The 20,325-nt window shown below is 66.9% G+C and carries 25 protein-coding genes; 10 read left to right on the top strand and 15 right to left on the bottom strand.

The window, feature by feature from the left end; translation table 11 throughout:
- The first annotated feature begins 150 nt into the window (after positions 1-150).
- The 9 genes from WFP78_RS22825 to WFP78_RS22785 all read left to right on the top strand — a co-directional run bounded on the left by WFP78_RS22825 (position 151) and on the right by WFP78_RS22785 (position 4,691).
- Positions 151-480 (top strand): hypothetical protein, encoded by a 330-nt coding sequence (locus WFP78_RS22825; RefSeq protein WP_336966776.1) that lies wholly within the window; start codon positions 151-153, stop codon positions 478-480.
- Positions 471-1,082 (top strand): hypothetical protein, encoded by a 612-nt coding sequence (locus tag WFP78_RS22820; protein WP_336966774.1) that lies wholly within the window; start codon positions 471-473, stop codon positions 1,080-1,082. Before WFP78_RS22825 ends, WFP78_RS22820 begins: the two co-directional genes overlap by 10 nt.
- A gap of 96 nt (positions 1,083-1,178) precedes the next feature.
- Positions 1,179-1,436 carry a type II toxin-antitoxin system ParD family antitoxin gene (locus WFP78_RS22815; protein WP_336966773.1) on the top strand — a complete coding sequence of 86 codons (258 nt, stop codon included), beginning with the start codon at positions 1,179-1,181 and terminating at the stop codon, positions 1,434-1,436.
- Positions 1,433-1,729, top strand: a complete 297-nt coding sequence (locus WFP78_RS22810) for a type II toxin-antitoxin system RelE/ParE family toxin (protein WP_281824663.1) — start codon at positions 1,433-1,435, stop codon at positions 1,727-1,729. The genes WFP78_RS22815 and WFP78_RS22810 overlap by 4 nt, the downstream gene beginning before the upstream one ends.
- A gap of 305 nt (positions 1,730-2,034) precedes the next feature.
- Positions 2,035-2,958: an ArdC family protein gene (locus tag WFP78_RS22805; protein WP_336966771.1), complete on the top strand. Its 924-nt coding sequence runs from the start codon at positions 2,035-2,037 to the stop codon at positions 2,956-2,958.
- Positions 2,955-3,608, top strand: coding sequence for a hypothetical protein (locus WFP78_RS22800; protein ID WP_336966769.1), 654 nt, complete (start codon positions 2,955-2,957; stop codon positions 3,606-3,608). The genes WFP78_RS22805 and WFP78_RS22800 overlap by 4 nt, the downstream gene beginning before the upstream one ends.
- Positions 3,609-3,627: 19 nt before the next feature.
- A complete protein-coding gene (locus tag WFP78_RS22795) occupies positions 3,628-3,945 on the top strand; it encodes a DUF7673 family protein (protein ID WP_281824349.1) in 318 nt (105 codons plus the stop codon).
- Positions 3,942-4,139: a hypothetical protein gene (locus WFP78_RS22790; protein WP_281824348.1), complete on the top strand. Its 198-nt coding sequence runs from the start codon at positions 3,942-3,944 to the stop codon at positions 4,137-4,139. Before WFP78_RS22795 ends, WFP78_RS22790 begins: the two co-directional genes overlap by 4 nt.
- A 120-nt stretch (positions 4,140-4,259) precedes the next feature.
- Positions 4,260-4,691, top strand: a complete 432-nt coding sequence (locus tag WFP78_RS22785; protein WP_336966767.1) for a hypothetical protein — start codon at positions 4,260-4,262, stop codon at positions 4,689-4,691.
- An 8-nt stretch (positions 4,692-4,699) separates the two neighbouring features.
- Here the strand turns inward: WFP78_RS22785 and copM are convergent, their stop codons facing one another.
- The 15 genes from copM to WFP78_RS22710 all read right to left on the bottom strand — a co-directional run bounded on the left by copM (position 4,700) and on the right by WFP78_RS22710 (position 19,674).
- On the bottom strand, positions 4,700-5,056 hold the full coding sequence (copM, locus tag WFP78_RS22780) for a CopM family metallochaperone (RefSeq protein ID WP_336966766.1): 357 nt from the start codon (positions 5,054-5,056) through the stop codon (positions 4,700-4,702).
- A 55-nt stretch (positions 5,057-5,111) separates the two neighbouring features.
- A complete protein-coding gene (locus WFP78_RS22775; protein WP_336966765.1) occupies positions 5,112-5,657 on the bottom strand; it encodes an MAPEG family protein in 546 nt (181 codons plus the stop codon).
- A gap of 7 nt (positions 5,658-5,664) precedes the next feature.
- The gene (locus WFP78_RS22770; protein WP_336966764.1) at positions 5,665-6,414 is read right to left on the bottom strand and encodes an HAD-IIB family hydrolase; all 750 of its coding nucleotides are present in this window, start codon (positions 6,412-6,414) and stop codon (positions 5,665-5,667) included.
- Positions 6,411-7,334, bottom strand: coding sequence for an NAD(P)/FAD-dependent oxidoreductase (locus tag WFP78_RS22765; protein WP_336966762.1), 924 nt, complete (start codon positions 7,332-7,334; stop codon positions 6,411-6,413). Before WFP78_RS22765 ends, WFP78_RS22770 begins: the two co-directional genes overlap by 4 nt.
- Positions 7,331-9,841 carry a heavy metal translocating P-type ATPase gene (locus WFP78_RS22760; RefSeq protein WP_336966761.1) on the bottom strand — a complete coding sequence of 837 codons (2,511 nt, stop codon included), beginning with the start codon at positions 9,839-9,841 and terminating at the stop codon, positions 7,331-7,333. Before WFP78_RS22760 ends, WFP78_RS22765 begins: the two co-directional genes overlap by 4 nt.
- Positions 9,841-10,443: a cation diffusion facilitator family transporter gene (locus WFP78_RS22755; protein ID WP_336966760.1), complete on the bottom strand. Its 603-nt coding sequence runs from the start codon at positions 10,441-10,443 to the stop codon at positions 9,841-9,843. Before WFP78_RS22755 ends, WFP78_RS22760 begins: the two co-directional genes overlap by 1 nt.
- Positions 10,440-11,123 carry a ZIP family metal transporter gene (locus tag WFP78_RS22750; protein ID WP_336966759.1) on the bottom strand — a complete coding sequence of 228 codons (684 nt, stop codon included), beginning with the start codon at positions 11,121-11,123 and terminating at the stop codon, positions 10,440-10,442. Before WFP78_RS22750 ends, WFP78_RS22755 begins: the two co-directional genes overlap by 4 nt.
- Positions 11,124-11,151: 28 nt before the next feature.
- Positions 11,152-11,487 carry a hypothetical protein gene (locus WFP78_RS22745; protein ID WP_419723022.1) on the bottom strand — a complete coding sequence of 112 codons (336 nt, stop codon included), beginning with the start codon at positions 11,485-11,487 and terminating at the stop codon, positions 11,152-11,154.
- Between the two features lie 65 nt (positions 11,488-11,552).
- Entirely contained in the window at positions 11,553-11,930 is a 378-nt protein-coding gene (locus WFP78_RS22740; protein WP_336966758.1) for a hypothetical protein, read from the bottom strand.
- Between the two features lie 409 nt (positions 11,931-12,339).
- A complete protein-coding gene (locus WFP78_RS22735) occupies positions 12,340-12,837 on the bottom strand; it encodes an SRPBCC family protein (RefSeq protein ID WP_336966757.1) in 498 nt (165 codons plus the stop codon).
- A 54-nt stretch (positions 12,838-12,891) separates the two neighbouring features.
- On the bottom strand, positions 12,892-16,119 hold the full coding sequence (locus tag WFP78_RS22730) for an efflux RND transporter permease subunit (RefSeq protein ID WP_336966756.1): 3,228 nt from the start codon (positions 16,117-16,119) through the stop codon (positions 12,892-12,894).
- 4 nt (positions 16,120-16,123) lie between these two features.
- Positions 16,124-17,293, bottom strand: a complete 1,170-nt coding sequence (locus WFP78_RS22725) for an efflux RND transporter periplasmic adaptor subunit (RefSeq protein WP_336966755.1) — start codon at positions 17,291-17,293, stop codon at positions 16,124-16,126.
- A 3-nt stretch (positions 17,294-17,296) separates the two neighbouring features.
- Positions 17,297-18,601 (bottom strand): TolC family protein, encoded by a 1,305-nt coding sequence (locus tag WFP78_RS22720; RefSeq protein WP_336966754.1) that lies wholly within the window; start codon positions 18,599-18,601, stop codon positions 17,297-17,299.
- A gap of 57 nt (positions 18,602-18,658) precedes the next feature.
- The gene (locus WFP78_RS22715; protein ID WP_336966753.1) at positions 18,659-18,991 is read right to left on the bottom strand and encodes a hypothetical protein; all 333 of its coding nucleotides are present in this window, start codon (positions 18,989-18,991) and stop codon (positions 18,659-18,661) included.
- A gap of 32 nt (positions 18,992-19,023) precedes the next feature.
- Positions 19,024-19,674, bottom strand: coding sequence for a cation efflux transmembrane domain-containing protein (locus WFP78_RS22710; protein WP_336966778.1), 651 nt, complete (start codon positions 19,672-19,674; stop codon positions 19,024-19,026).
- 69 nt (positions 19,675-19,743) lie between these two features.
- Here WFP78_RS22710 and WFP78_RS22705 point away from each other — a divergent pair, with 69 nt between their 5' ends.
- On the top strand, positions 19,744-20,148 hold the full coding sequence (locus WFP78_RS22705) for a MerR family transcriptional regulator (RefSeq protein WP_336966752.1): 405 nt from the start codon (positions 19,744-19,746) through the stop codon (positions 20,146-20,148).
- Positions 20,149-20,325 lie beyond the last annotated feature (177 nt).

Raw genomic sequence — 20,325 nt, 5'->3', positions numbered from 1 at the left:
CAGGCATAAGCTACGCCAGTAAGCTCAGTTCATTCGAACACTCCTTTCTTCTTCGCGCCACAACGGCGCACGCCCATGCGGGTGACGATCAGCTAGGCTGCAACGGACCGCCCTTGCGGGCGGACGCCTTTCATTCGGCGAACCGCTCCAATGCTTGAGCGCGGTTCCCCGCTGGCGACGCTGGTCGGTCGATGGGGCATGGCGCTCTCGCTTGTGATCGGCGCCATCCTGCTCGGCCGCGTCATTCGCAGTTTCCCCTATCTGCTCCCCAACCGGCTCCCGGGCCTGGTCCTCTACGAGCTGGGGCCGGCGCTGATCCTCGCCGTTGCGATCGGCGTCTCCGTCATCCTCACCCGCGACAGCGGGGCGCGTCTCGGCACCCGCGCGCGGCTCGCGCTGTTGGCGCTCGCCGCGCTGATCGCCGGCGCTATCGTGCTGGCGATCGAGTTCAACGGGGCGCTGAGGGGACAATGGCTGTGATCGCGGCGACGCGCTTCAAGGCGATCTTCGGTCCCGTCACGCGCATCCTCGGATCGCACGACACCACCGACATCAGCATCACCGAACAAACGACGACCCGCCACGATCCTCATCCTGGCTTCGATCCGAACGCGCCGCACCTGCATAGCGGGCACACGCGCACCGAGACCCACACGTTCGTCAACACGGCCCGGGAGTTCGTGATGCTGCTCGAGGTCGAGGGCCGGACGCTAAAGCTCGCCAGCAACGACTATCTTGCCGTTGCGGTCGGCGACACGGTGCGCGCGATTTGCGAGCCCAATCCCAATGGCCCGTTGATCGTGCTGGACTGGCATAACGTCACGCGCGACATTCGCTTTCGCACGCTGCCATCGCCCTTGGCCGGCGTCACGGCCGAGATCGCATGCAGTGTCGTTCTGCTCGCAGCGGGAATTGGCACAATCGTCGGGTTCGCCCACGAAGCTGATGCGACCTTTCCGCGCCTCGTTGCCATCGCCCTCGTCGCGGCGGCGGCGATCCTCGCCATCGCCGCCTATCGCGGTGCCGATCGCCTCTCCCAGCTCCATACGGAGCTGGATCGGCTGACCGGCTCGGCCGCCTGAAGTGTGCCACGTGGCACACCCACTGCGCTGTCCTAACACAGCAATTCTTTATCAACAGTTGATAAGCTGCTATCATCGGCGCGAAAGGAGATCGCGATGATTAGTGCGGATCTAGGACAGCAGCTTGAGGGCTTCGTCGCCCAGCTCGTAGCGGCCGGTCGCTACAATTCGAAAAGCGAGGTGCTGCGCGAAGGCGTGCGCCTCGTGCAGGATCGCGAAGCCCGGCTCGCGGCGCTGGACGCCTCGATCGCCCGCGGCATCGCCGATGCCGATGCTGGTCGCACCACGCCCGCGGCCAACGTCTTCGATCGGCTTGAAGACAAATACCGCGCCCTGTCCGAAGGCGCGGGATGATCGTCGATTTTGCAGCCGAGGCCGAGCGCGATCTTGAATCGATCGCCGACTATATCGCCCGCGACAATCCGGCGCGCGCGCTCAGCTTCGTTCGCGAGCTGCGCGGCAAGTGTCTCGGCCTCGCCGATATGGCCGAGCGCTTCCCCCTGGTCCCGCGCTACGAGAGTGCCGGAATCCGGCGACGCGGCCACGGCAATTACCTGATCTTCTACCGCGTCGAGCCGGACAAGGTGGTCATCGTCCACATCCTGCATGGTGCGCAGGACTATGCCTCGATCCTGTTCCCCGCATGAGCCCCCAGCATTGGTCGCGCGAACGCGCGGCGTGAGCCCGTGGGCACCGCTGCCCTCCCCCGGAGGCCAGTCGGCGCCGGGGAACACCAAGGGCGGCTGCCCTTTCGTTCCCGAACGACAATCGACCGCCCGAGTAATCCACCAAGCGTGGCACCCGACACCCTGCAGGGCGTCGGCCACGCTAGGGCGGCTCGCCCGCGCCAGCGGTAGATTCTCGCCCTCCCTCCCCATCCCGTTCCTCGCCGGAAAGGCAGAGCCGGTTGCTGTTGCGACCGGCTTTCAGCCTCAAAGGAAAGGAAGAAATCATGGGACGGATCACCGACAACCGGGCCGACGTCTATCAGGAAATCACCGATCAGATGATAGCCATGATCGAGGCTGGCACCCGGCCTTGGTCGAAATCGTGGAACGGCAGCACCGCGCCGACCATCCCGCTGCGCTCAACCGGCGTGCCCTATCGCGGCATCAACGTCCTGACTCTGTGGGTTGCGGCGATGACCAAGGGCTATGCCTCCCCCCATTGGCTGACCTTCAAGCAGGCGCTCGCGCTCGGCGGATGCGTCCGCAAGGGCGAGAAGGGATCGATGGTGGTCTATGCCAACAAGATCGAGGTGGACGCCGACAAGGGCGGCCAGAGCGGCGAGGATGGCAAGCGTCAGGTGGCCTTCCTCAAGCGTTACACTGTCTTCAACGCCGAGCAGATCGACGGCATCGAGGCGAAATATCCGGCACCCGCGCCGATCATCACCGCCACCAATCCCGACGAGCGGGACGCCGAACTGGACGCGCTCTTTGCCCGCGTGCCCGTCACCCTCAAGCATCAGGGTTCGCAGCCCTATTATCAGCCGAGCAGCGATCATGTCGTCATGCCGGAATTTACCGACTTCCACACCAGCGACGATTATTATTCGACCCTAGCGCACGAGCTTTGCCACGCGACGGGACATATCGACCGGCTTGCCCGTCCCTCCCTCCTTTCCACGAAGCGCGAGGACTATGCCCGCGAGGAATTGGTGGCCGAGCTTGGGGCCGCGTTCGTCAGCGCCACGATCGGCATCAAGCTCCACGACCGCGAGGACCATGCCGCCTATCTGGCGAGTTGGTTGCAGGCGCTCCGCAACGACAAACGGTGCATCTTCACCGCCGCCCGCCTCGCACAGGATGCAGCCGATTGGCTGTTGAGCCGCATGGCGATCGAAACCCCCGAGCAGATGGACGAGGCGGCATGACAGACCCCCACGACCCCGGCCCCGACGAGGGCCGGGCAGTCGCGGGGCGACTGGTCTATGATCCGAGCTTCGCGACCGTCACCGAGGAAGAGTTCAACGAGCTGGTCGCGATCGTGCGCGATGGCCCCACCGCCAAGCCGTTGACCCCTGAGGCGCAATGGCGGCGCGACTATCATCGCGCGATGTTCAACCGCCGCCTTGTCGGCGTGCAACCCGACCTGTTCGGCGCGAAGCCGGTGACGCACCTGCACAGGGCGAAGCCCGGGCCAGTCGTCGACTGGAAACCCGAGCCGGTGGAAGAGAAACTGGCGCGGATCGCGCATGATCGCAGCGCGACGTTCGGCATCGGCCGACCGGCCTTGAGCGACGAGGAAAAGGCCGCCGTCATTCGCGGCGCTGCCAACTGGCTTCGCGTCGGGCAGCGGGTCCGCCTTGTCGGTTCGTTCGCCTCCTATGACGGCCGCGCCGAACGCCGCGTCGGCCGCAAAGGCGTCATCTGGCGTTTGTGCAGCCCGGTCTTCGCCGACCACACCTACGTCTATCTCGATCCGATCGGCGCGGAGCGCGTCGAGAAAATCGCGCAAGTCGAGCTGCGCGACGTCGCGCCGATCGAGGACGCGCTTTTGGTCCCCGTCCCCTTCCCCGCATGACCATGCAGGAGCTTGAGCCATGAACCCGCCCCAACGCCGCCCCGTAATCCGCGCCGTCGCCTTCGACGAGGTAGGCGAGGCCATCACCCGCCTGATCGTCGTTGCCGGGTCGGACACCGGCCAGGCCGCGCGCGCGGCCGACTTCCTGCTGGCGTGGTGGAACGGCGACGATAACGGCCATTTCCCGATCCTCCACCTGTGCAACTGCGATGCGATCATTTCCGAGGATATGCTGATCGTCATGGCCTATCTGGCCCAGGAGCCGACCGTCTATCCCGACGCATGGGGCTATCGCCCCGCGATGGAGGCCCTGGTCGAACAATGGCGGCTGTCGTGACCCCGCTGCGCACCGCGATCGACTTCATCACCGGCGAGCCTGTCGATCGCGACACCCGGCGCGCGCGGCTTCTCGCCGCGCGCCGCAAGCCAGTCGGCAGCATCACCCGGCGCGGCATCCTGTCGGGGCATTGGGATCAGGGCAGCGTCGTCGGAGCCTTCCGGAACGGGCGCGGCAGCTTTCTCGCCGAATAGCCCTGAAAATCGCGCGCCGCTCCCCCGCGAAGCGGACGAGCGGCGCTATCACGCTGCTACGCTAGTGCGCGACCGACATAGATTTGGGGCTTTTCGATACCCCGACATCGATCCCGGTCGATGTCACCGGAGAACAACACGCGCGCCGATCGGCACCTGATTCTTGCGAGCGGCTATGCCGAGGCCGCGCGTCGCGTGCTGGCGGCCGAGATCGCCGACGACGTGCGCCTGCCCTACTTCGCGCTCGTCGCACACGGCCTCGAGCTGGCTTTGAAGGCGATCCTCCTTCGCGACGGGCGGGACGAGGAGGATTTGATCTGGATGGGGCACGATCTTGCCGGATGTCGTGACGCTGTAGAGCGCAGCCGACCTGCCTTTGTCGAGGCCATCGCGCCGGGCTTTACGGCGATCATCGACGCCCTCTCCTACCCCCATGCCCTTCAATGCTTCCGCTATCCGCAACGCACCCCGCGAGACCTTGCGGACCCGGCCAGCGCGCTGGACGCCCTGCAGCGCCTCCTAGCGGCGGAAACGGCCGAGCCCGGCGGCTAGTCGCCCCGCTACTTCGCCTGCCCGCGTCGCGCGAGCCAGGCCCGCATCTGCGCTATCTCGCGCCGCTGCATCTCGATCACCTCCGAGGCAAGCCGGCGCACTTCGGGATCGCGGCCATATTTCAGCTCGACCTCTGCCATCGCGATCGCCCCTTCGTGATGCGGGATCATCGCGCGCATGAAGTCCGCATCCGCGTCGCCGCTGAACTTGACGTCCATGCTGCCGTGCATCTTGGCGTTGGCCGCGCGATATTCCCGGGTGGCGGCCGTTTCCGCCGCTGCCGGCGCCGCCTGACCATGCTGCGCATGTTGCGCGGTCGCCGGCGCACTCGCGAGCGTCACGCCCAGCAGCAGCGCAGTCTTCATTCTAACCATCGTCATGTTTCTCCGTAAATAATCGGGATTGTGCGGGTCGATCGGATCAGCCGGGCCAAACGATGTGCCACAGTGCCCCACCATAGAGGATGAGACTCGGAAGCAGCGTCAGCGCCACTCCGAACGCGCGAGCGCCGGCGCCATGCGGATAGCCGATGGCGAACGTGATGCGCCCGATCGCGAACAGCGCGATCGCGCCGGGGATCAGCGCCAGCGGCGCACCGCCCGCCGTTGCGGCCAGGGCGAGGTGCGCGCCGACGGCAAGGAACGCCTGTTCGAGCGTGTTCTGAAGGAACGCGACCTTCGTGGCGATGGCAGGGCTCGGTGCCGCAAAGGCGGAGCCGCGGTTATCGGCGGCCGACCGATAGCGGCCGCTCGAAACCCGCTGCACCCCGATCGCCACCCACAGGAACACGAAGATGTCGGCACGAAGCGCGAAAGCGATCCGCTCCGCCGTGTCGTCGGGAAACGTCCAGAGTCGGGGAAGGACGATGTAGCATCCCGCAAGCGCCAGGACGCTCACCACGGCGGCCGCACCGCTCCGCGCCCGAACCTTCTTCTGTTCACCGGGAAGGTCGATGGCAATGCTCATACGGCGCTCAGCTTTTCAGGCAGGCGATGATGGCCGACACGACGGCGGCGGTTTCGGCGACATCGCGGACCTTCACTGTATCCACGCCGATTTCTGCCGCCGGATAGTCGTTGCCACCGGGGTAGATCGCATCGCCGAGGAAGAGCATCCCGGCCAGCGGCACGCCGCTTTCCTTGCTCAGCCGCTTCAGCCCATAGCCCTTGTCGACGCCGGCGCGGGTGACGTCGATCGACGTGGTGCCGCCCAGGTTGATCGAAAAGCCGGGCAGCGCCGCCCGCAGCGTCTTCTGGATCGCGGTCCGCTTGGTGCGATCGGGGTCCCAGCCCTCCTTCGCTTCCAGTGGCGCGTCCTGGCCGAGGCCGGAAAAGGTGATCTGGCTTCCCCGATCCTCGATCCGCTCACCCCAAATGCGCTCGTCGGCAAGCCCGGCTTCCGACAGCGCGCGGTCAAAGGCCGCGCGGATGCTCGCCTTCTCCGCGTCATCGAACAGCTCGGCATAGATCGCGCGCCACGCACCGTCGACAAAGCGGTAGAGCTTCGTGCCGGTAGTCGGCATCAGCCACAGCCGCTCGCGGGCGGCATCGACCGGCAAGCGCGAAGCGACTTGTCGGTCGAACTGCGGCCAGTCGCCGCCCGAGATCACCGCGACGTCGATCACGGCCAGCAGGCGCGCGAGCGTCGTCGCCATCTCGGCCGACAAGGGGCGCTTGCTCTCCGCAAGCGTCCCGTCGAGGTCGAACACGATCAGCCATTTCACGACGCGGTGCCCTCCCCGTCGCGGTTGCGAAGATCGTTGTGGAGGGCGGTCGCGGCGATTGCCGCATGGCCCATCGCGACGCTGATCTGATCGAGCGACATAACGATATCGCCCGCCGCATAGACGCCTGCGATGCTCGCGCGCTGCTTGGTATCGACGACGATGCAGCGATCGTCGCTCAGCTCGACGCCGAGCTGGCGCGCGAGCGCGTTGTTGCTGTCCGAGCCGAGCGCCGGATACACCGTGTCGACGTGCAGCTCGCTGCCGTCGGTCAGATGGAGCGCGACCCGATCGCCCGAAAAGTCCATTCTGGCCAGCGGCCTCGCCGCGACCTTGATCCCGGCCGCCGCGAGCGCGGAGCGGTCGTCGGCACTCAGGTCGATCGTTTCATGCGCGACCAGCGTGATTCGGTCGGAGAAGGTGCGCAGGAACAGCGCCTCCGCGACGCCGTGCGTGTTCGCGCCGATCACCCCGATCGCCAGCCCGGTCGCCTCGTAAGCATCGCAGATCGGACAATAGCGCAGCATTCCACGCTGCAAGGCGTCGCGATGCGTGTCGGCATCGAGCGCAGGGCGGCGGTTCTCAACCCCGGTTGCGATCAGGACGGCGCGCGCGGCGATCGTCACGGTCGATCCTCGCGCCTCGAAAGCATCGGCCTTGCCGGCGATCGTCTCGATGCGGTCCGTCAGGATCGTGGCGCCGTAGCGTTTGGCCTGTTCGCGCATCCGCCGCAGCAGCTCTTCGCCCGCAATCCCATAGGGGAAGCCGGCATGGTTGTGGGAGAGCGGTATCCATTTCGCCCGGCTGTGCCCTTCGTCGACCACGACGACGCGGCGATGATAGCGCGCAAGGTAGATCGCCGCCGTGAGGCCCCCGGGGCCGCCGCCGACGATCAGGGCGTCGTAGCGATCCGCGGTCATGCCGCTTGCTTCGCCGGATCGCGGTAGGCGAGCAGCCGCAGCGCGTTGAACACGACCAGCAGCGTCGAGCCTTCGTGCATCGCCACCGCCGGGCCGATGCCCAGGCCGAGGATCGTCGCGGGCACGAGGAACGCGACGACGCCGAGGCTGACGAACACATTCTGCCGGATGATGCCGCGAGTGTGGCGGCTCAGCCCCACCGCGAACGGCAGATGCGCGAGATCGTCAGCCATCAGCGCGACATCGGCCGTTTCCAGCGCCACGTCCGAGCCTGCAGCACCCATCGCGATGCCGACGGTCGCCGACGCCATCGCCGGCGCATCGTTCACCCCGTCGCCGACCATCGCAACCTTGTCCTCGCCGGCGAGCTTCTTGATCGAGGCAACCTTGTCCTCCGGCATCAGGTCGCCCCATGCCTCGTCGAGCCCGACATCCTTGGCGATGGCGTCGGCCACCTTCTGGTGGTCGCCCGAGATCATAATCATCCGGGTGATGCCCATGTCGTGCAGCCGCTTGAGCGCGACCCTGGCCGCTTCGCGCGGCGTATCCATCAGCCCGATCGCGCCGATGTCCTTGTCGCCCTTGCGCACCACCATCGTCGTGCGCCCGCCCTCGCGCAGGGTGGCGATGGCGTCGGTCGCCGCCGCGTTCAGCGTCGGGATGCCCTCCACGCCGAACATCTCGGCCTTGCCGATCCACACCGTCTCGCCGTCGACGGTCGCGGTGACGCCGCGTCCGGTCAGGCTCTTGAGGTCGGTCGCGGTCGGCAGCTCGCGCCCGCCCAGGCGCTCGCGTCCATCCTTCACGATCGCCTGCGCCAGCGGGTGATCGCTCAACCCCTCGACCGCCACGGCGAGCGCCAACAGATCCTCTTCGCTCGCCCCGTCGACGGGGACGACATCGGTGATACGCGGACGGCCCTCCGTCAGCGTCCCCGTCTTGTCGAACGCGATCGCCTTCAGCGAGCCGAGATTTTCGAGCGGCGCGCCGCCCTTCACGAGCACGCCGCCGCGTGCGGCCCGCGCGACGCCGGACAGCACCGCGCTGGGGGTGGCGATCGCCAGCGCGCAGGGGCTGGCGGCGACCAGCACCGCCATCGCGCGGTAGAAGCTGTCGCGGAACGGCTCATCGACCACGACCCAGGCGAACAGCAGGATGAACGACAGGGCCAGAACCGCCGGCACGAAGACGCGCTCGAACCGATCGGTGAAGCGCTGCGTCGGCGACTTCTGCGTCTCCGCTTCGCTCACCATCTTCACGACCTTGGCGAGCGCGCTTTCGTTGGAACGCCGCGTCACCTCGATCTCGATCGCGGCGCCGCCGTTGATCGTGCCGGCGAACACCCGCGACGCCGCCTCGACCGCATCGGGTTTCGCGCGTGCCGCCTCGACATCGGCGACCGGCTCCTTGTCGACCGGAATGCTCTCGCCGGTGACGGGGGCCTGGTTGATCGCGCTCGACCCCTTGATGACAAAGCCGTCGGCGGGCAGGCGTTCGTTCGGGCGCACGACCACGACGTCGCCGACCACCAGCTCCTCGACCGCAATCTCCGTCGTCTGCCCGTCACGGCGCACCGTCGCCTTGTCGGGCGCGAGTTCGGCCAGCGCCTCGATCGCGCGCTTGGCGCGACCCATTGCATAATGTTCGAGCGCATGGCCGAGGCTGAACAGGAACAGCAGCAGCGCACCTTCCGCCCACGCGCCAAGCGCCGCGGCGCCGGCGGCCGCGACGAGCATCAGCGTATCGATCTCGAATTTTTTGAGCTTCAGATTGTCGATCGCCTCGCGCAGCGTGAAGAAGCCGCCGAACACGTAGGCGCCGACATAGCAGGCGGTCGGCAGCCAGTCGGGCGCGCCCGCCACCAGCTTCTCGATCGCGAAGCCGATCGCCAGCAGCGCGCCGCAGGCGAGCGCGAAGATCAGCTCGGTGTTAGGGCCGAGGAAATTGGCGTGGGCGTGATCGTGGCCATCGCCCGGTCCATGCTTTTCCGCGCCTTCGGCATGGCCACCAGGCCCGTGATCGTGTCCCGCATGATCGCCGGCATGATCGGAGCCCGTCCGTTTGCCCGGCTTGACCTTGAGCTTGCCCAGCGCCGCGACGATCGCCGCCTCGTCGACGCGCTCCTTGTCATATTCGACCCGCACGCTGCCCGAGGCGCTGGCATCCGCCTGCAGCACGCCGGGCACCTGGCACAGGGTCTCGCCGACGGTGCGGGCGCGGCGTTCGTGCCCGATCCCCTCGACCTGCCATGTTGCATGGCCGTAGCGCCCGCTGATATCGGCGCCCGCCGCCCGCACCATCTCGCGCACACGCGGCAGCGGCAGCGCCGCCCCGTCAAAATGGATGCAGAGCTTCGCCGGTGTATCGCCTTCGGCAGGCAGGACGTGCGCGCGCTCGACGCCGGGCTTGGCGCTGAGCGTTGAGACGAGACGCCCGACACAGGCATCGGCCGCGTCGGGAACCTCCGGCAGCAGGACGGGGATATCGAGTTCGAGCTTTTCAGTCATCACGCCGTCTCCGCGTTGGTCTTGGTTTCTGCCCGCGCGTCGCGCAGGATTTCGATGCCGCCCTTGATCGCGATGAGAGCGGTAGCCAGGCCCACCAGCAGATCGGGCCAATTCGTCCCCAGCCAAAGCACCAGCGCGCCCGCGATCAGGATGCCGCCGTTGGAGATGAAGTCGTTGAAGCTGAACGTGGTTGCGGCGCGCAGATTGACATCGGGCTGCTTGAGCCGTTGCAGCAGTCGCAGGCAGATATAGTTCACCACGGCGGCGATCGCCGACATGACCATCATGGTCGGGCCGATCGGCTCGCTGCCCTGGATATAGCGGCGTCCGACATCGATCAGGATGCCGACGGCGAAGATCAGCAGCATGACGCCCGACGCGGTTGCCGCCCGCGTCTTCCACGTTCGGCCATGGCTCAGTGCGATGAGGCTCAGGGCATAGACCGCGGTGTCGGACAGGTTGTCGACGCCGTTGGCGATGAGCGCGCTGGAATCGCCGATCAGGCCCGTCACGAAGAAGCCGGCGGCGATCGCCGCGTTGAGCAGCAGCACGATCCAGAGTGTGCGCCGCTCGGCCGAAACCGTTGCGTCCGGAGCCGTCATGCCATGATTTCCTCGATCAGCAGGAGTGCCAGGAAGCCGACGAAGAACATTGCGCTGATAAGCGGCGAGTCCGGCTTCTCGTGGGCCTCGACCAGCAGCTCTTCGGTGACGAGATAGAGCAGCGCCATCAGGCCGAAGCTCAGGAAGCCGGTGATCCATATCGGCGACAGCAACGCCACCGGCTGCGCGACCAGCGCGCCGATCGGCACCAGCAGCGCCAGCGCGCAGGTCAGGCCGATCGCCTTCGCCTTGCGATACCGCCCCGCCAGATCGTTCGTGAGCGTCAGGGCGAGGAACAGCACTTCAAGCGTCAGCGCGACGGCGAGCAGCATGCCCGCCTTTTCGCCGGCGATGAAGGCGAGGCCGAGGACCAGGCCGTCTATCGCCAGATCGAGCCCGATCGCGGCGAGCAGCGCCACCGGCCCCTCAAACCGGCTTTCCGCCGCCTTGAGCCCGAGCATCACCGCGACGCCCAGCGCCCCGCCGATCAGCGTCGCGGTCGGAGAACCGCCATGCTTTACCAGCGGCAGGATCTCCGTCGCGGCGGCGGCGAACACGACGCCGGCCGCGAGATGCTGCATCGCCGACACCAGTTTTTCGCCGGGGGTGCGCCACCCGGCGACCAGCGCGCCGATCATGATCGCGATCATCGGGATCAGGGAGAATTTGAGCGCTGCCATCGTCAGCGTCCGTTCGGGCCGGGTCGGGTCACGAGCTTGTTGCCTTCCGACACAGAACCGGGGGCTTGTCCGCCTCCTCGATCTTGATTTCGTTGCCGGTGAAGGTCGCGCTCATCGTCTCGCCGACATATTGGAGACCCTGCGTCGGCGCGGTCAGGACGACCGGCGTCGGGCTGCCATCGCGGCGCAGCTCGAGCGTCAGGCCCTCATCCTTGAAGTCGACGAGCAGCGGGCGATTATCGTCGCACCGATAGGGGTGGCGACCAGGGGTGCCGCTCGCATCGCCGCTATCGTTCGCGTGGATTTCCTGTTCGGTGGGCGGCCCCTTGCGAGGTTGTTCCGAACAGCCCGACAACGCCAACACAAGAGCTATGCCGGTGATTCCAATCCGAAACGGCGTCCTGTGCGCTCCCGGGACCATCTCGATATTCATCCAAGCCATTGGGCAGCTCCCACGACACCGGCGATCATGACCATGACGCCGACCAGAAGCAGCTTTTCAGCGCGCGGATCGGCGACGTTGCGGATGCGCGCCGCGGTCTGCCAGGCAGGGCGCAGCGGGACACGCCAAGACCCCGACGCGATCCGGTCCAGCTCGGCATTCGAAAGCTGGAAGAACGATTTCACGTCGCCCCGAGAGCGTCCCCCGAGCCCCGTCACGCGAAACACCGGATCGGCCCAGGCCAGGTCGATAGCACTTGGACTCGCCACCATCGGAGCGATGTCATCGCCCGCTGCCCATGACGGACGCAGCAGCCCGATAAGCCGGTGCGGATCGCGTTCGAGCAGAGACGCCCAGCGTTCCAAGCGCGAACGACGCTCGGCGCTTGGGGCTGGCGAGCAGCCGAGCAAGCCCGGCGCCAGAGCAAGCCGGGTAGCGAGGATGATCCCCCGAACCGAGCCGTCCCTAAGGCGCCGAGCCGCTATTTCCCCGTCTTTCCATGATCTATCGCCATGGGCGCTACAGGGGGCACGCCCATGGCGCGGGCCGTTCTCACACGGACACCCGAAGGACTCGTTGTGTGGCGGCCGATCCATAGTAGTTCAGTCGAACAATTCGCTGAGAACGCCCTTGCGGCGACGCTGATGGCCTCGCTCGCTCATGACGAGATCGACGCGGTATGTCGGGCACAGCAGCTCTTGGGGTGGACCGCTATCTACCATGATGGGTTCCTTTCGTGGCGGACGATGGGTGCCGAACCGGCATGAATTGATGTCATCGCAACCTCCGGTTGCTCTTGACGCTGTGACGAGGCGGGAGAGTCCGTCCTTTCGGACTCTGTTGGGCCGACATGCGCCGTAGATGGCGCTCCAGGCACGCATCCGATCGCACAAGGCTGGCGAGGAGCTTGCGGCGCATCAGCGCCGCCAGAGGCCCGCCCAGCAGCCCGGACAAGCGCAGGCTATGGCGCAGCCGGGTGCCCGTCGGCTCGCTTTCGAGCGCATAAGCTTCCTCGAACAGGAGGAGCTTGGCGATGCCTGTTGTCCAGGCAAACGCCAGCGGTTTGTCGACGCGGGTGATGTCGGCCTTGGCCGTGACGGGCTTGTCGAGACCGCCGATCCGAAAGGTGTAGGCGGCCTCGCCGCCGGGGACCGCCGCGCCGGAAAGTTGAATGAATGGCTTCCACTGTGTGTGGCCGGCAAGATCGGTGAGGACCGACCAGACACGCAGCGGCGATGCCTTGAGGCTCGTCACATTGTCGATCACGGGCATCTCACACCTCCTTTCTGGACGTGGGGAGGACGGGTGCCGCCCTCCCCTTGTCGATCATGCGTGCCGGGGCAGCGGTTCGATGCCCTCCGCTTCGTCCGGTTCGTCGGCCTTCACCGCTTGCTGTCCGAACCGCGCGTAGAGCGTCGGCAGCACGAACAGCGTCAGCAGGGTCGCCGAGATCAGACCGCCGATGACGACGGTCGCGAGCGGCTTCTGCACCTCCGCGCCGGCCCCGCTCGCAAAGGCCATCGGCACGAAGCCGAGGCTGGCGACGAGCGCGGTCATGACGACGGGCCGGAGCCGCTGGATCGCGCCGGTGCGGGCAGCCTCCGCCCGGTCCATGCCTGAGCGTATCAGGTCCTGCACCGAGCTGACCATGACGAGGCCGTTGAGGACCGCGATGCCCGACAGCGCGATGAACCCCACCGCGGCCGAGATCGAGAAGTCCATGCCGCGCACGAACAGCAGCAGCACCCCGCCCACCAGCGCGAACGGCACGCCGGTGAACACGATCGCGGCATCGCGTGCCGATCCCAATGCTCCATAAAGCAGCAGCAGGATCAGGATGAAGCAGGCCGGGATCACGAGCTGCAGTCGCTCGCTCGCGGACTTCAGGTTCTCGAACTGGCCGCCCCATTCGAGATAGCTGCCGGCGGGCAGGCGCACGCCTTGCCCGACCGCCGCTTGCGCGTCCGCCACGACACTGCCGACGTCACGGCCACGCACATTGGCCTGAACGACGACACGACGCTTGCCATTCTCCCGGCTGATCTGGTTCGGTCCATCCACGACGCCGATGCTGGCGACGCTGGAAAGCGGCACATAGCCGCCGCCGGCGACCGGCACCTGCACCTGTTCGAGCAGGCCGAGATCCGCACGCTGCGCATCCGACAGGCGGATGACCACCGGGAAGCGCCGATCGCCCTCGAAGATCATGCCGGATTCCCGCCCGCCCAATGTGGCGGTGATGGTGTCCTGCACATCCTGCGCGGTGACGCCCACCCGAGCCATCGCGTCGCGATTGACGCGAATGTCGAGCATCGGGAGACCCGTCGTCTGCTCGACCTTCACGTCCGCCGCCCCTTGCGTCTTGCGCAGGACGCCGGCGATCTGTTCGGCGGTGCGGTTCATGCTGGCGAAGTCGTCGCCGAACACCTTGACCGCGATGTCGCCGCGCACGCCGGCGATCAGCTCGTTGAACCGCATCTGGATCGGTTGCGTGATCTCATAGGCGTTGCCCGGGATTTGCCCGAGCTTGCCTTCCAGACGCTCGACCAGCTCGGCCTTGGCGAGCTTGGGATCGGGCCATTCGTCGCGCGGCTTCAGGATGACGAACATGTCCGTCGCGTTGGGCGGCATCGGGTCCGAGGCCAGCTCGGCCGTGCCCGTCTTCGAGAAGACGAACCGCACTTCGGGCTGCTTCGACACCATTTGCTCGATCGGCACCTGCATCGCCTGGCTTTGCTGGACCGAGGTGGCCGGGATGCGCAGCGACTGGATCAGCAAGTCGCCTTCGTCGAGCTGGGGCAGGAACACTGATCCCAACGTCGTGAAGGCGAGCGCCGCCAGCACGAGGCTGCCGATGCCTGCCCCGATCGTGATCGAGGGCCGCTTCATGGCCTTCTCCAAGCCCGGTTCATAGCGGGCCTTCAGCCACGAGATGATGCGCCCGTCCTCTTCCGTCACCTTCCGCGACAACCAGATGGCGATCGCCGCAGGCACGAAAGTCAGGGACAGCACAAAGGCGAACAGCAAGGCGATGATGACGGTGAGCGCCATCGGCACGAACGTCTTGCCTTCGACCCCGACCAAGGTCAGCAGCGGCACGTAGACGAGGATGATGATCGCCTGCCCATAAACCGACGGGCGTATCATCTCGCGAGCCGCGGTCGCCACGACTTCCAGTCGCTCCTTGACCGTGAGCAACCGCCCTTGGTGGTGCTGTTGCTCGGCGAGCCGCCTCAGCGCGTTTTCGACGATGATGACCGCGCCGTCGACGATCAGGCCGAAGTCGAGCGCGCCGAGGCTCATCAGGTTGGCCGAGACGCCGAGGCGCAGCATCCCGAACCCGGTCAGCATCATCGTCACCGGAATGACCGCCGCTGCGATCAGCGCGGCGCGGAAGTTGCCGAGCAGCAGGAACAGCACGACGATGACGAGCAGCGCGCCTTCCGACAGGTTCTTCGCCACCGTCTTGATGGTCGAGTTGACCAGTGCGGTGCGATCGAGGACCGGCTGCACCACCACGTCGGGCGGAAGCGAGGCGTTGATTTCCTTCAGTCGGTCGGCGACCGCCGTCGCGACATTGCGGCTATTCTCACCGATCCGCATGATCGCGGTGCCGACGACGACTTCCGTTCCGTTCTCGGATGCCGATCCCATCCGGATCGCCTGCCCGTTGCGGACACTCGCGACCTGATCGAGCGTGATCGGCACGCCTTCGCGGGTCGCGACGACCGTGCGCGCCAGCTCGGCCGCATTGCGCACCAGCGCATCGGAGCGGACCGCCAGGCCCTCACCGTTGCGGTTGACGAACCCGCCGCCGACACTGGTGTTGTTGCGCTCAAGTGCCGTGCCGAGATCGGTCAGCGTGATGTTGAGCGACGCCAGCTTTTGGACGTCGGGGACAACCAGATACTGCTTGGAATAGCCGCCGATCGAGTCGACGCCGGCGAGGCCCGGCGTGTTCTTCAGCAGCGGCGTGACGATCCAGTCCTGCGCGGTGCGCAGGTAGGTCGCCTTGTCCTCCGGTGTCGTCAGCCGCTCGCCTTCGGGCGTGATGTAGCTGCCGTCGGGTTGCTGGCCCGGCTCGCCGGGCCGATGCTCGTCATCCTTCCGGTGATCGAGGCGGACGGTCCACATATAGACTTCGCCGAGCCCGGTCGCGATCGGCCCCATTTCAGGGTTGACGCCATCGGGCAGACCTTCCGCGACGCCAGCCAAGCGCTCGCCGACCTGTTGGCGGGCGAAGTAGATATCGGTGGAGTCGTCGAAGACGGCCGTCACCTGCGCGAAGCCGTTCCGGCTCAGCGAGCGCGTATAGTCGAGGCCCGGAATGCCGGCGAGCGCGGTCTCGATCGGGAACGAGACCTGTTTCTCGACCAGCTCGGGCGAGAGCGCCGAGGCACGGACGTTGATCTGCACCTGGTTGTTGGTGATGTCCGGCACCGCGTCGATCGGCAGCCGGTAAAGCGAATAGCCACCGATCACGGTGGCGATGGCGGTGAGGAGCAGGACGAGCCAGCGCTTCTCGACCGCCCATGTGACGATACGGGCGATCATGGCATCAATCCTCGTGCGCCGCTTCGCCCTTGCCGATTTCGGCCTTGAGCGTGAAGCTGCCGGTGGTGGCGATTTGCTCGCGGCCCGTGAGGCCCGAGCGAACGATGACGGTCGCGCCGGCGGCATCGCCGAGCGTGACCGGCGTCGCCTGGAACCCGGTCGCGGTCCGAACGAATACGACCGACTTGCCTTCGACCGTCTGCACCGCAGTGGTCGGCACGAGGATGGCCGTATTGGCGGCACCGCCCGTGCCGCTGAGCTGCACCGAGGCCGTCACCGGCTCACCGACGCGCCACTGCCCGCCGCCATTATCGAGCGTCGCGATGACCGGCACCTGCCGGGTCTGTGGATCGAGCGCGGGCGATACGAAGCTGATCCGCGCGCTGGCCTCGCGGCCCGGCGCCCGCACCATCACCGTGTTGCCGGGCTTCACCCGGCCCGCGTCTTCGGGCTTGAGGTTCAGCGCCAGCGACACCCGGCCGAGGTTCGCGATGCGATAGAGTTCGGCATCGGCCGCGACGGTCTGCCCCAGCACGACAGGACGGGCGATGATCTGGCCGCCGATCGGCGCGACGATGCCGAGCCGGTTGAGGCCGCCACCACCGCCGCCCGCCGCCGACACCTGGCTTTGCGCTTGCTGGTAGGCAATGCGCGCTTCAGTCGCCGCCGTCCGCGCGGCGATCAGATCCTGTTCCGGCGACACGCGCTGCGCGAACAGCCGCTGCTCGCGCGCAAGATTGGAGTTGGCGAGCGCGAGCCGGGCGCGGGACGCCTCGACCTCGCCCTTGAGCTGCGCCGCCTCGCGGCTTTCAATGACCGCGATGGTCTGCCCGCGCCCGACCGACTGGCCGAGGTTGCGGGTCAGCGACACCACCCGGCCCCCGATCGCCGCCGAGACGACCTGCGTTCCTTGCGGATCGCCCTCGATCGTTGCCGGCAGCTCGATCGTGCCCGACCCCCCGAGCGTCGGGCGGCCGATCTGGATGCCCGCCGCCGCGATCTGATCGGCGCTGAGCGTGACCTTGCCTTCATCGGCATGTCCGCCTTCTTCGCCGCCCTTCGCCGGCGCGGCCTCGTTGGCGGCCTCGTTAGCGGGCTCGCCCGATCCGCCGCACGCGGCGAGGGCCAGGGCAAGCGCCAGTGAAGCCACGGTGCGCGGCATGAATGTCGACATGGATCAGTTCCCCTGTTGGTCTGGCGCCGGAGCGGTCAATCGCTCGAGACGGGCGCGGGCGTTCTGGTAGTTGGCGAGCGCGTCGATCGCGGCGACGCGGGTTTCAGCCAGTGTGCGCTCGGCATCGAGAAGATCGAGCTGGCCGAACTTGCCTTCGCGATATCCGATCCTCGCGATGCGGGCGGCCTCTTGCGCCGCCGCCAGCGCGGGGCCGGCCGCAGCCCTCGCCGAGGTCGCCGCGTTGGCCGCTTCGGCTTCGGCATCGGTGATCGCCTGCTCGACATCGAGCGCGGTTACGCGCCGCACCGCTTCCGCCCGCGTCCGCTCAGCGGTCGCCTGCGCGATGGCGGCACGGCCATTGTTGAACACCGGGATCGGTATCGAGATCGCGAACACCGCGGCGGTGTCGTTGGTCGCTTCCAGTCGCCGCAGCGCCGGTCCGACGTTGATATCGGGCACCCGATTGGCCCGAGCGAGCCGGATGCCGGCGTCGGCGATGGCCAGATCGGCATCGGCCGCCGCCAGCGCCAGCGTGCCTTGCGCACTTGGCGGGGCGACCGGCCCAAAGGTCGCTGCAGGGAGGCGATCGAGCAGCGCTACGTCCAGCGCGCCGTCGATCGGACGACCGATCCGGCGCGCGAGATTGGTCCGCGCCGCCTCCGCAAGCCGCGTCAGCCGCTCGACATTGGCATCCGCGTTGATGCGCGCCACGTCGGCGCGCTGCTGTTCGAGCGGCGATGCCCGGCCAGCCTGGACCCGCACCCCGGCACCGCGCAGCACTTCCGCTGCGATCCGTGCCTGATCGCGTGCCGTCGCCAAACGGCGTTCGGCCGCAACCGCTTCGACATAGAGCTGCGTCACCTGAACCCGGATATCGGCCTCCGCGATCGCGGCCTGGAGCTGTGCGCGCGATAGCTGCGCGCCGGCGACGGCGACACGCGCGCTGCGCTTGCCGCCCAGCTCGATTGGGATCGCGACCCCCACCGTCGTTTCCGCACTCCGCAGCCCCTTATAAGGGCCGGAACCCACGACATTCTCTACCTGGCCCTGAAAGGTCGGGTTAGGGCGAAGGCCCGCGACGGAGCGTCCGGCCTGTGCGGCCTCGATCCCCGCTGCTGCTGCCGCGTTCGACGGCGCTGCTCCGCCTGCCGCCAACACGGCCTGATCCAGCGTGAAAGCTGGCAAAGCCTGTGTCGTAGTAGGCGCTTCCGCCGATAGCGGCACCGGCGCCTGTTGCGCCTGTGCTTGCGCCTGCGCGATCGATGCGCACGACGCCGCGGCCAGCACGGCCGCGATCAACTTTTTCATTATCTGGTGATCCTGACAAATTGCGTCGGGCCGGCAGATGCCGGCCGGCGGAACATGTCAGGCGGTGGGCGGCCTCAGCGCTGGATCTACCAAGCGGGACGCGATGGCTGTATCGGACGCAGGGAACGGGCGCATGCCGACGGCACGCGCAACCGCAGGCAGCCCATCCGTCGCCGGCACGTTCAACGAAGGACCGTGGCAAGTGCCGTGATGGTGCGGAACTGCCTTGTCGGAATCGCCCTGCGATTGATCGGCATCGCCTTCGCTATGCACGGCGCCGCTGCATTCGATCGTGACGATGCCCGGCATTTCCTGCGCGTGCACGGTCGCGGTCATCACCAGGGACGACGCGATCATAACGAGCAAAAGGGACCACAACTTACGCAGCATCGACCTTCGTTTAGGTGAAATAGCGCGCAAAGTCATTGTAGAACTTCAGGTGGCACAGGACCCGCCTCGCGCCATGCCGGGATCGCCTCCGCCAGCACCCGCCACGCCGAACGCAGGAAGATGATCGCGATGATCCCGCCCACGGCGATGTCGGGCCAGGCTGAACCTGTCGCCGCGACCAGTCCGGCCGCGATCAGCACGCCGATGTTCGATGCCACATCGTTGCGCGAACATTCGAACGTGCTCGACATGTTCACATTCTCCGACCGGAACCGCCACAGCAGCGCGAGGCAGATCAGGTTGGCGACCAGCGCGGCGCTGCCGAACCCAAGCATCAACGTCGAGGAGGGCGGCACGCCGTTGACGATCTTGTCGACGATCTCGACCACCACTGCGATGCCGAAGACGAGGATGATGCCGCCCTTGGCGAGCGCCGCCCCCGCTTCCCAGCGGGGACCGCGGCTCAGCGCATAGAGGCTGAGCGCATAGACCACCGCATCGCCGAGCATGTCGACAGAATCCGCCATCAGCGCCGACGATCGCGCCAGCACACCGCCGCCGAACTCGGCAACGAACATGACGAGGTTGATGACCATGACAACGATCAGCACGCGGCGCTGCTCGGCCTTGCGGCCGAGCGCGGCGATCGTGTCGCCCTTCCTGGAACAGCAGTCGTCCGCCATGATGCTCTCGATTCGCGTGTCGGACACCCTATATGAACCCTCATCCCACTAGAGGGTCAAGGGCATTCCATGAAGATCGGCGATATTGCGAAGCGCACCGGGCTGAAAATCGAAACCGTCCGCTTCTACGAGAGCGAAGGGTTGATCGACCCGCCTTTGCGGAGCGGCGGCAATTACCGGCTCTATGACCAGTCGCACTTGGACCGGCTGTCGTTCGTCAAACGCTCCCGAGACCTTGGCTTTACGCTCGATCAGGTGCGTGACCTTCTGCGCTTGGCCGACGATCCGCGCGGATCATGCGCCGAGGTTGATGCAATGGCCGTGCAGCAGATCGCGGAAATCGATCGCAAGCTCGCCGATCTTCAGACGCTCCGCGAGGAAGTCGCCCGATGGGGCCGTTGCGACGCCACGACGATCGCGGATTGCCGGCTGATCGACGCTTTGTCGTCGGGGGCGAACAGCGCGCCCGCCTGAGGGATCGAATACTGAAGTTTCTGGTGAAGATGAGTGCGTGCGCGACCCTGCGGGCACGGCTCTATCGTCGCCTTCAGCGCCGACCGAGCCGCCCTCCGGCGTCTCGGTAGGGTGGGCGCGAGACGCCTCTTTCGAGGACGCCCCAGCGCCTCCCCCCGAACCGTGCTTGCACCTTTC

It is taken from the genome of Sphingobium aquiterrae (genome assembly GCF_037154135.1).
In the GTDB taxonomy this organism is placed as follows: domain Bacteria; phylum Pseudomonadota; class Alphaproteobacteria; order Sphingomonadales; family Sphingomonadaceae; genus Sphingobium; species Sphingobium aquiterrae.
Note: the sequence above shows the minus strand (reverse complement) of the source record. Positions and strands in the feature narration are given on the sequence as shown.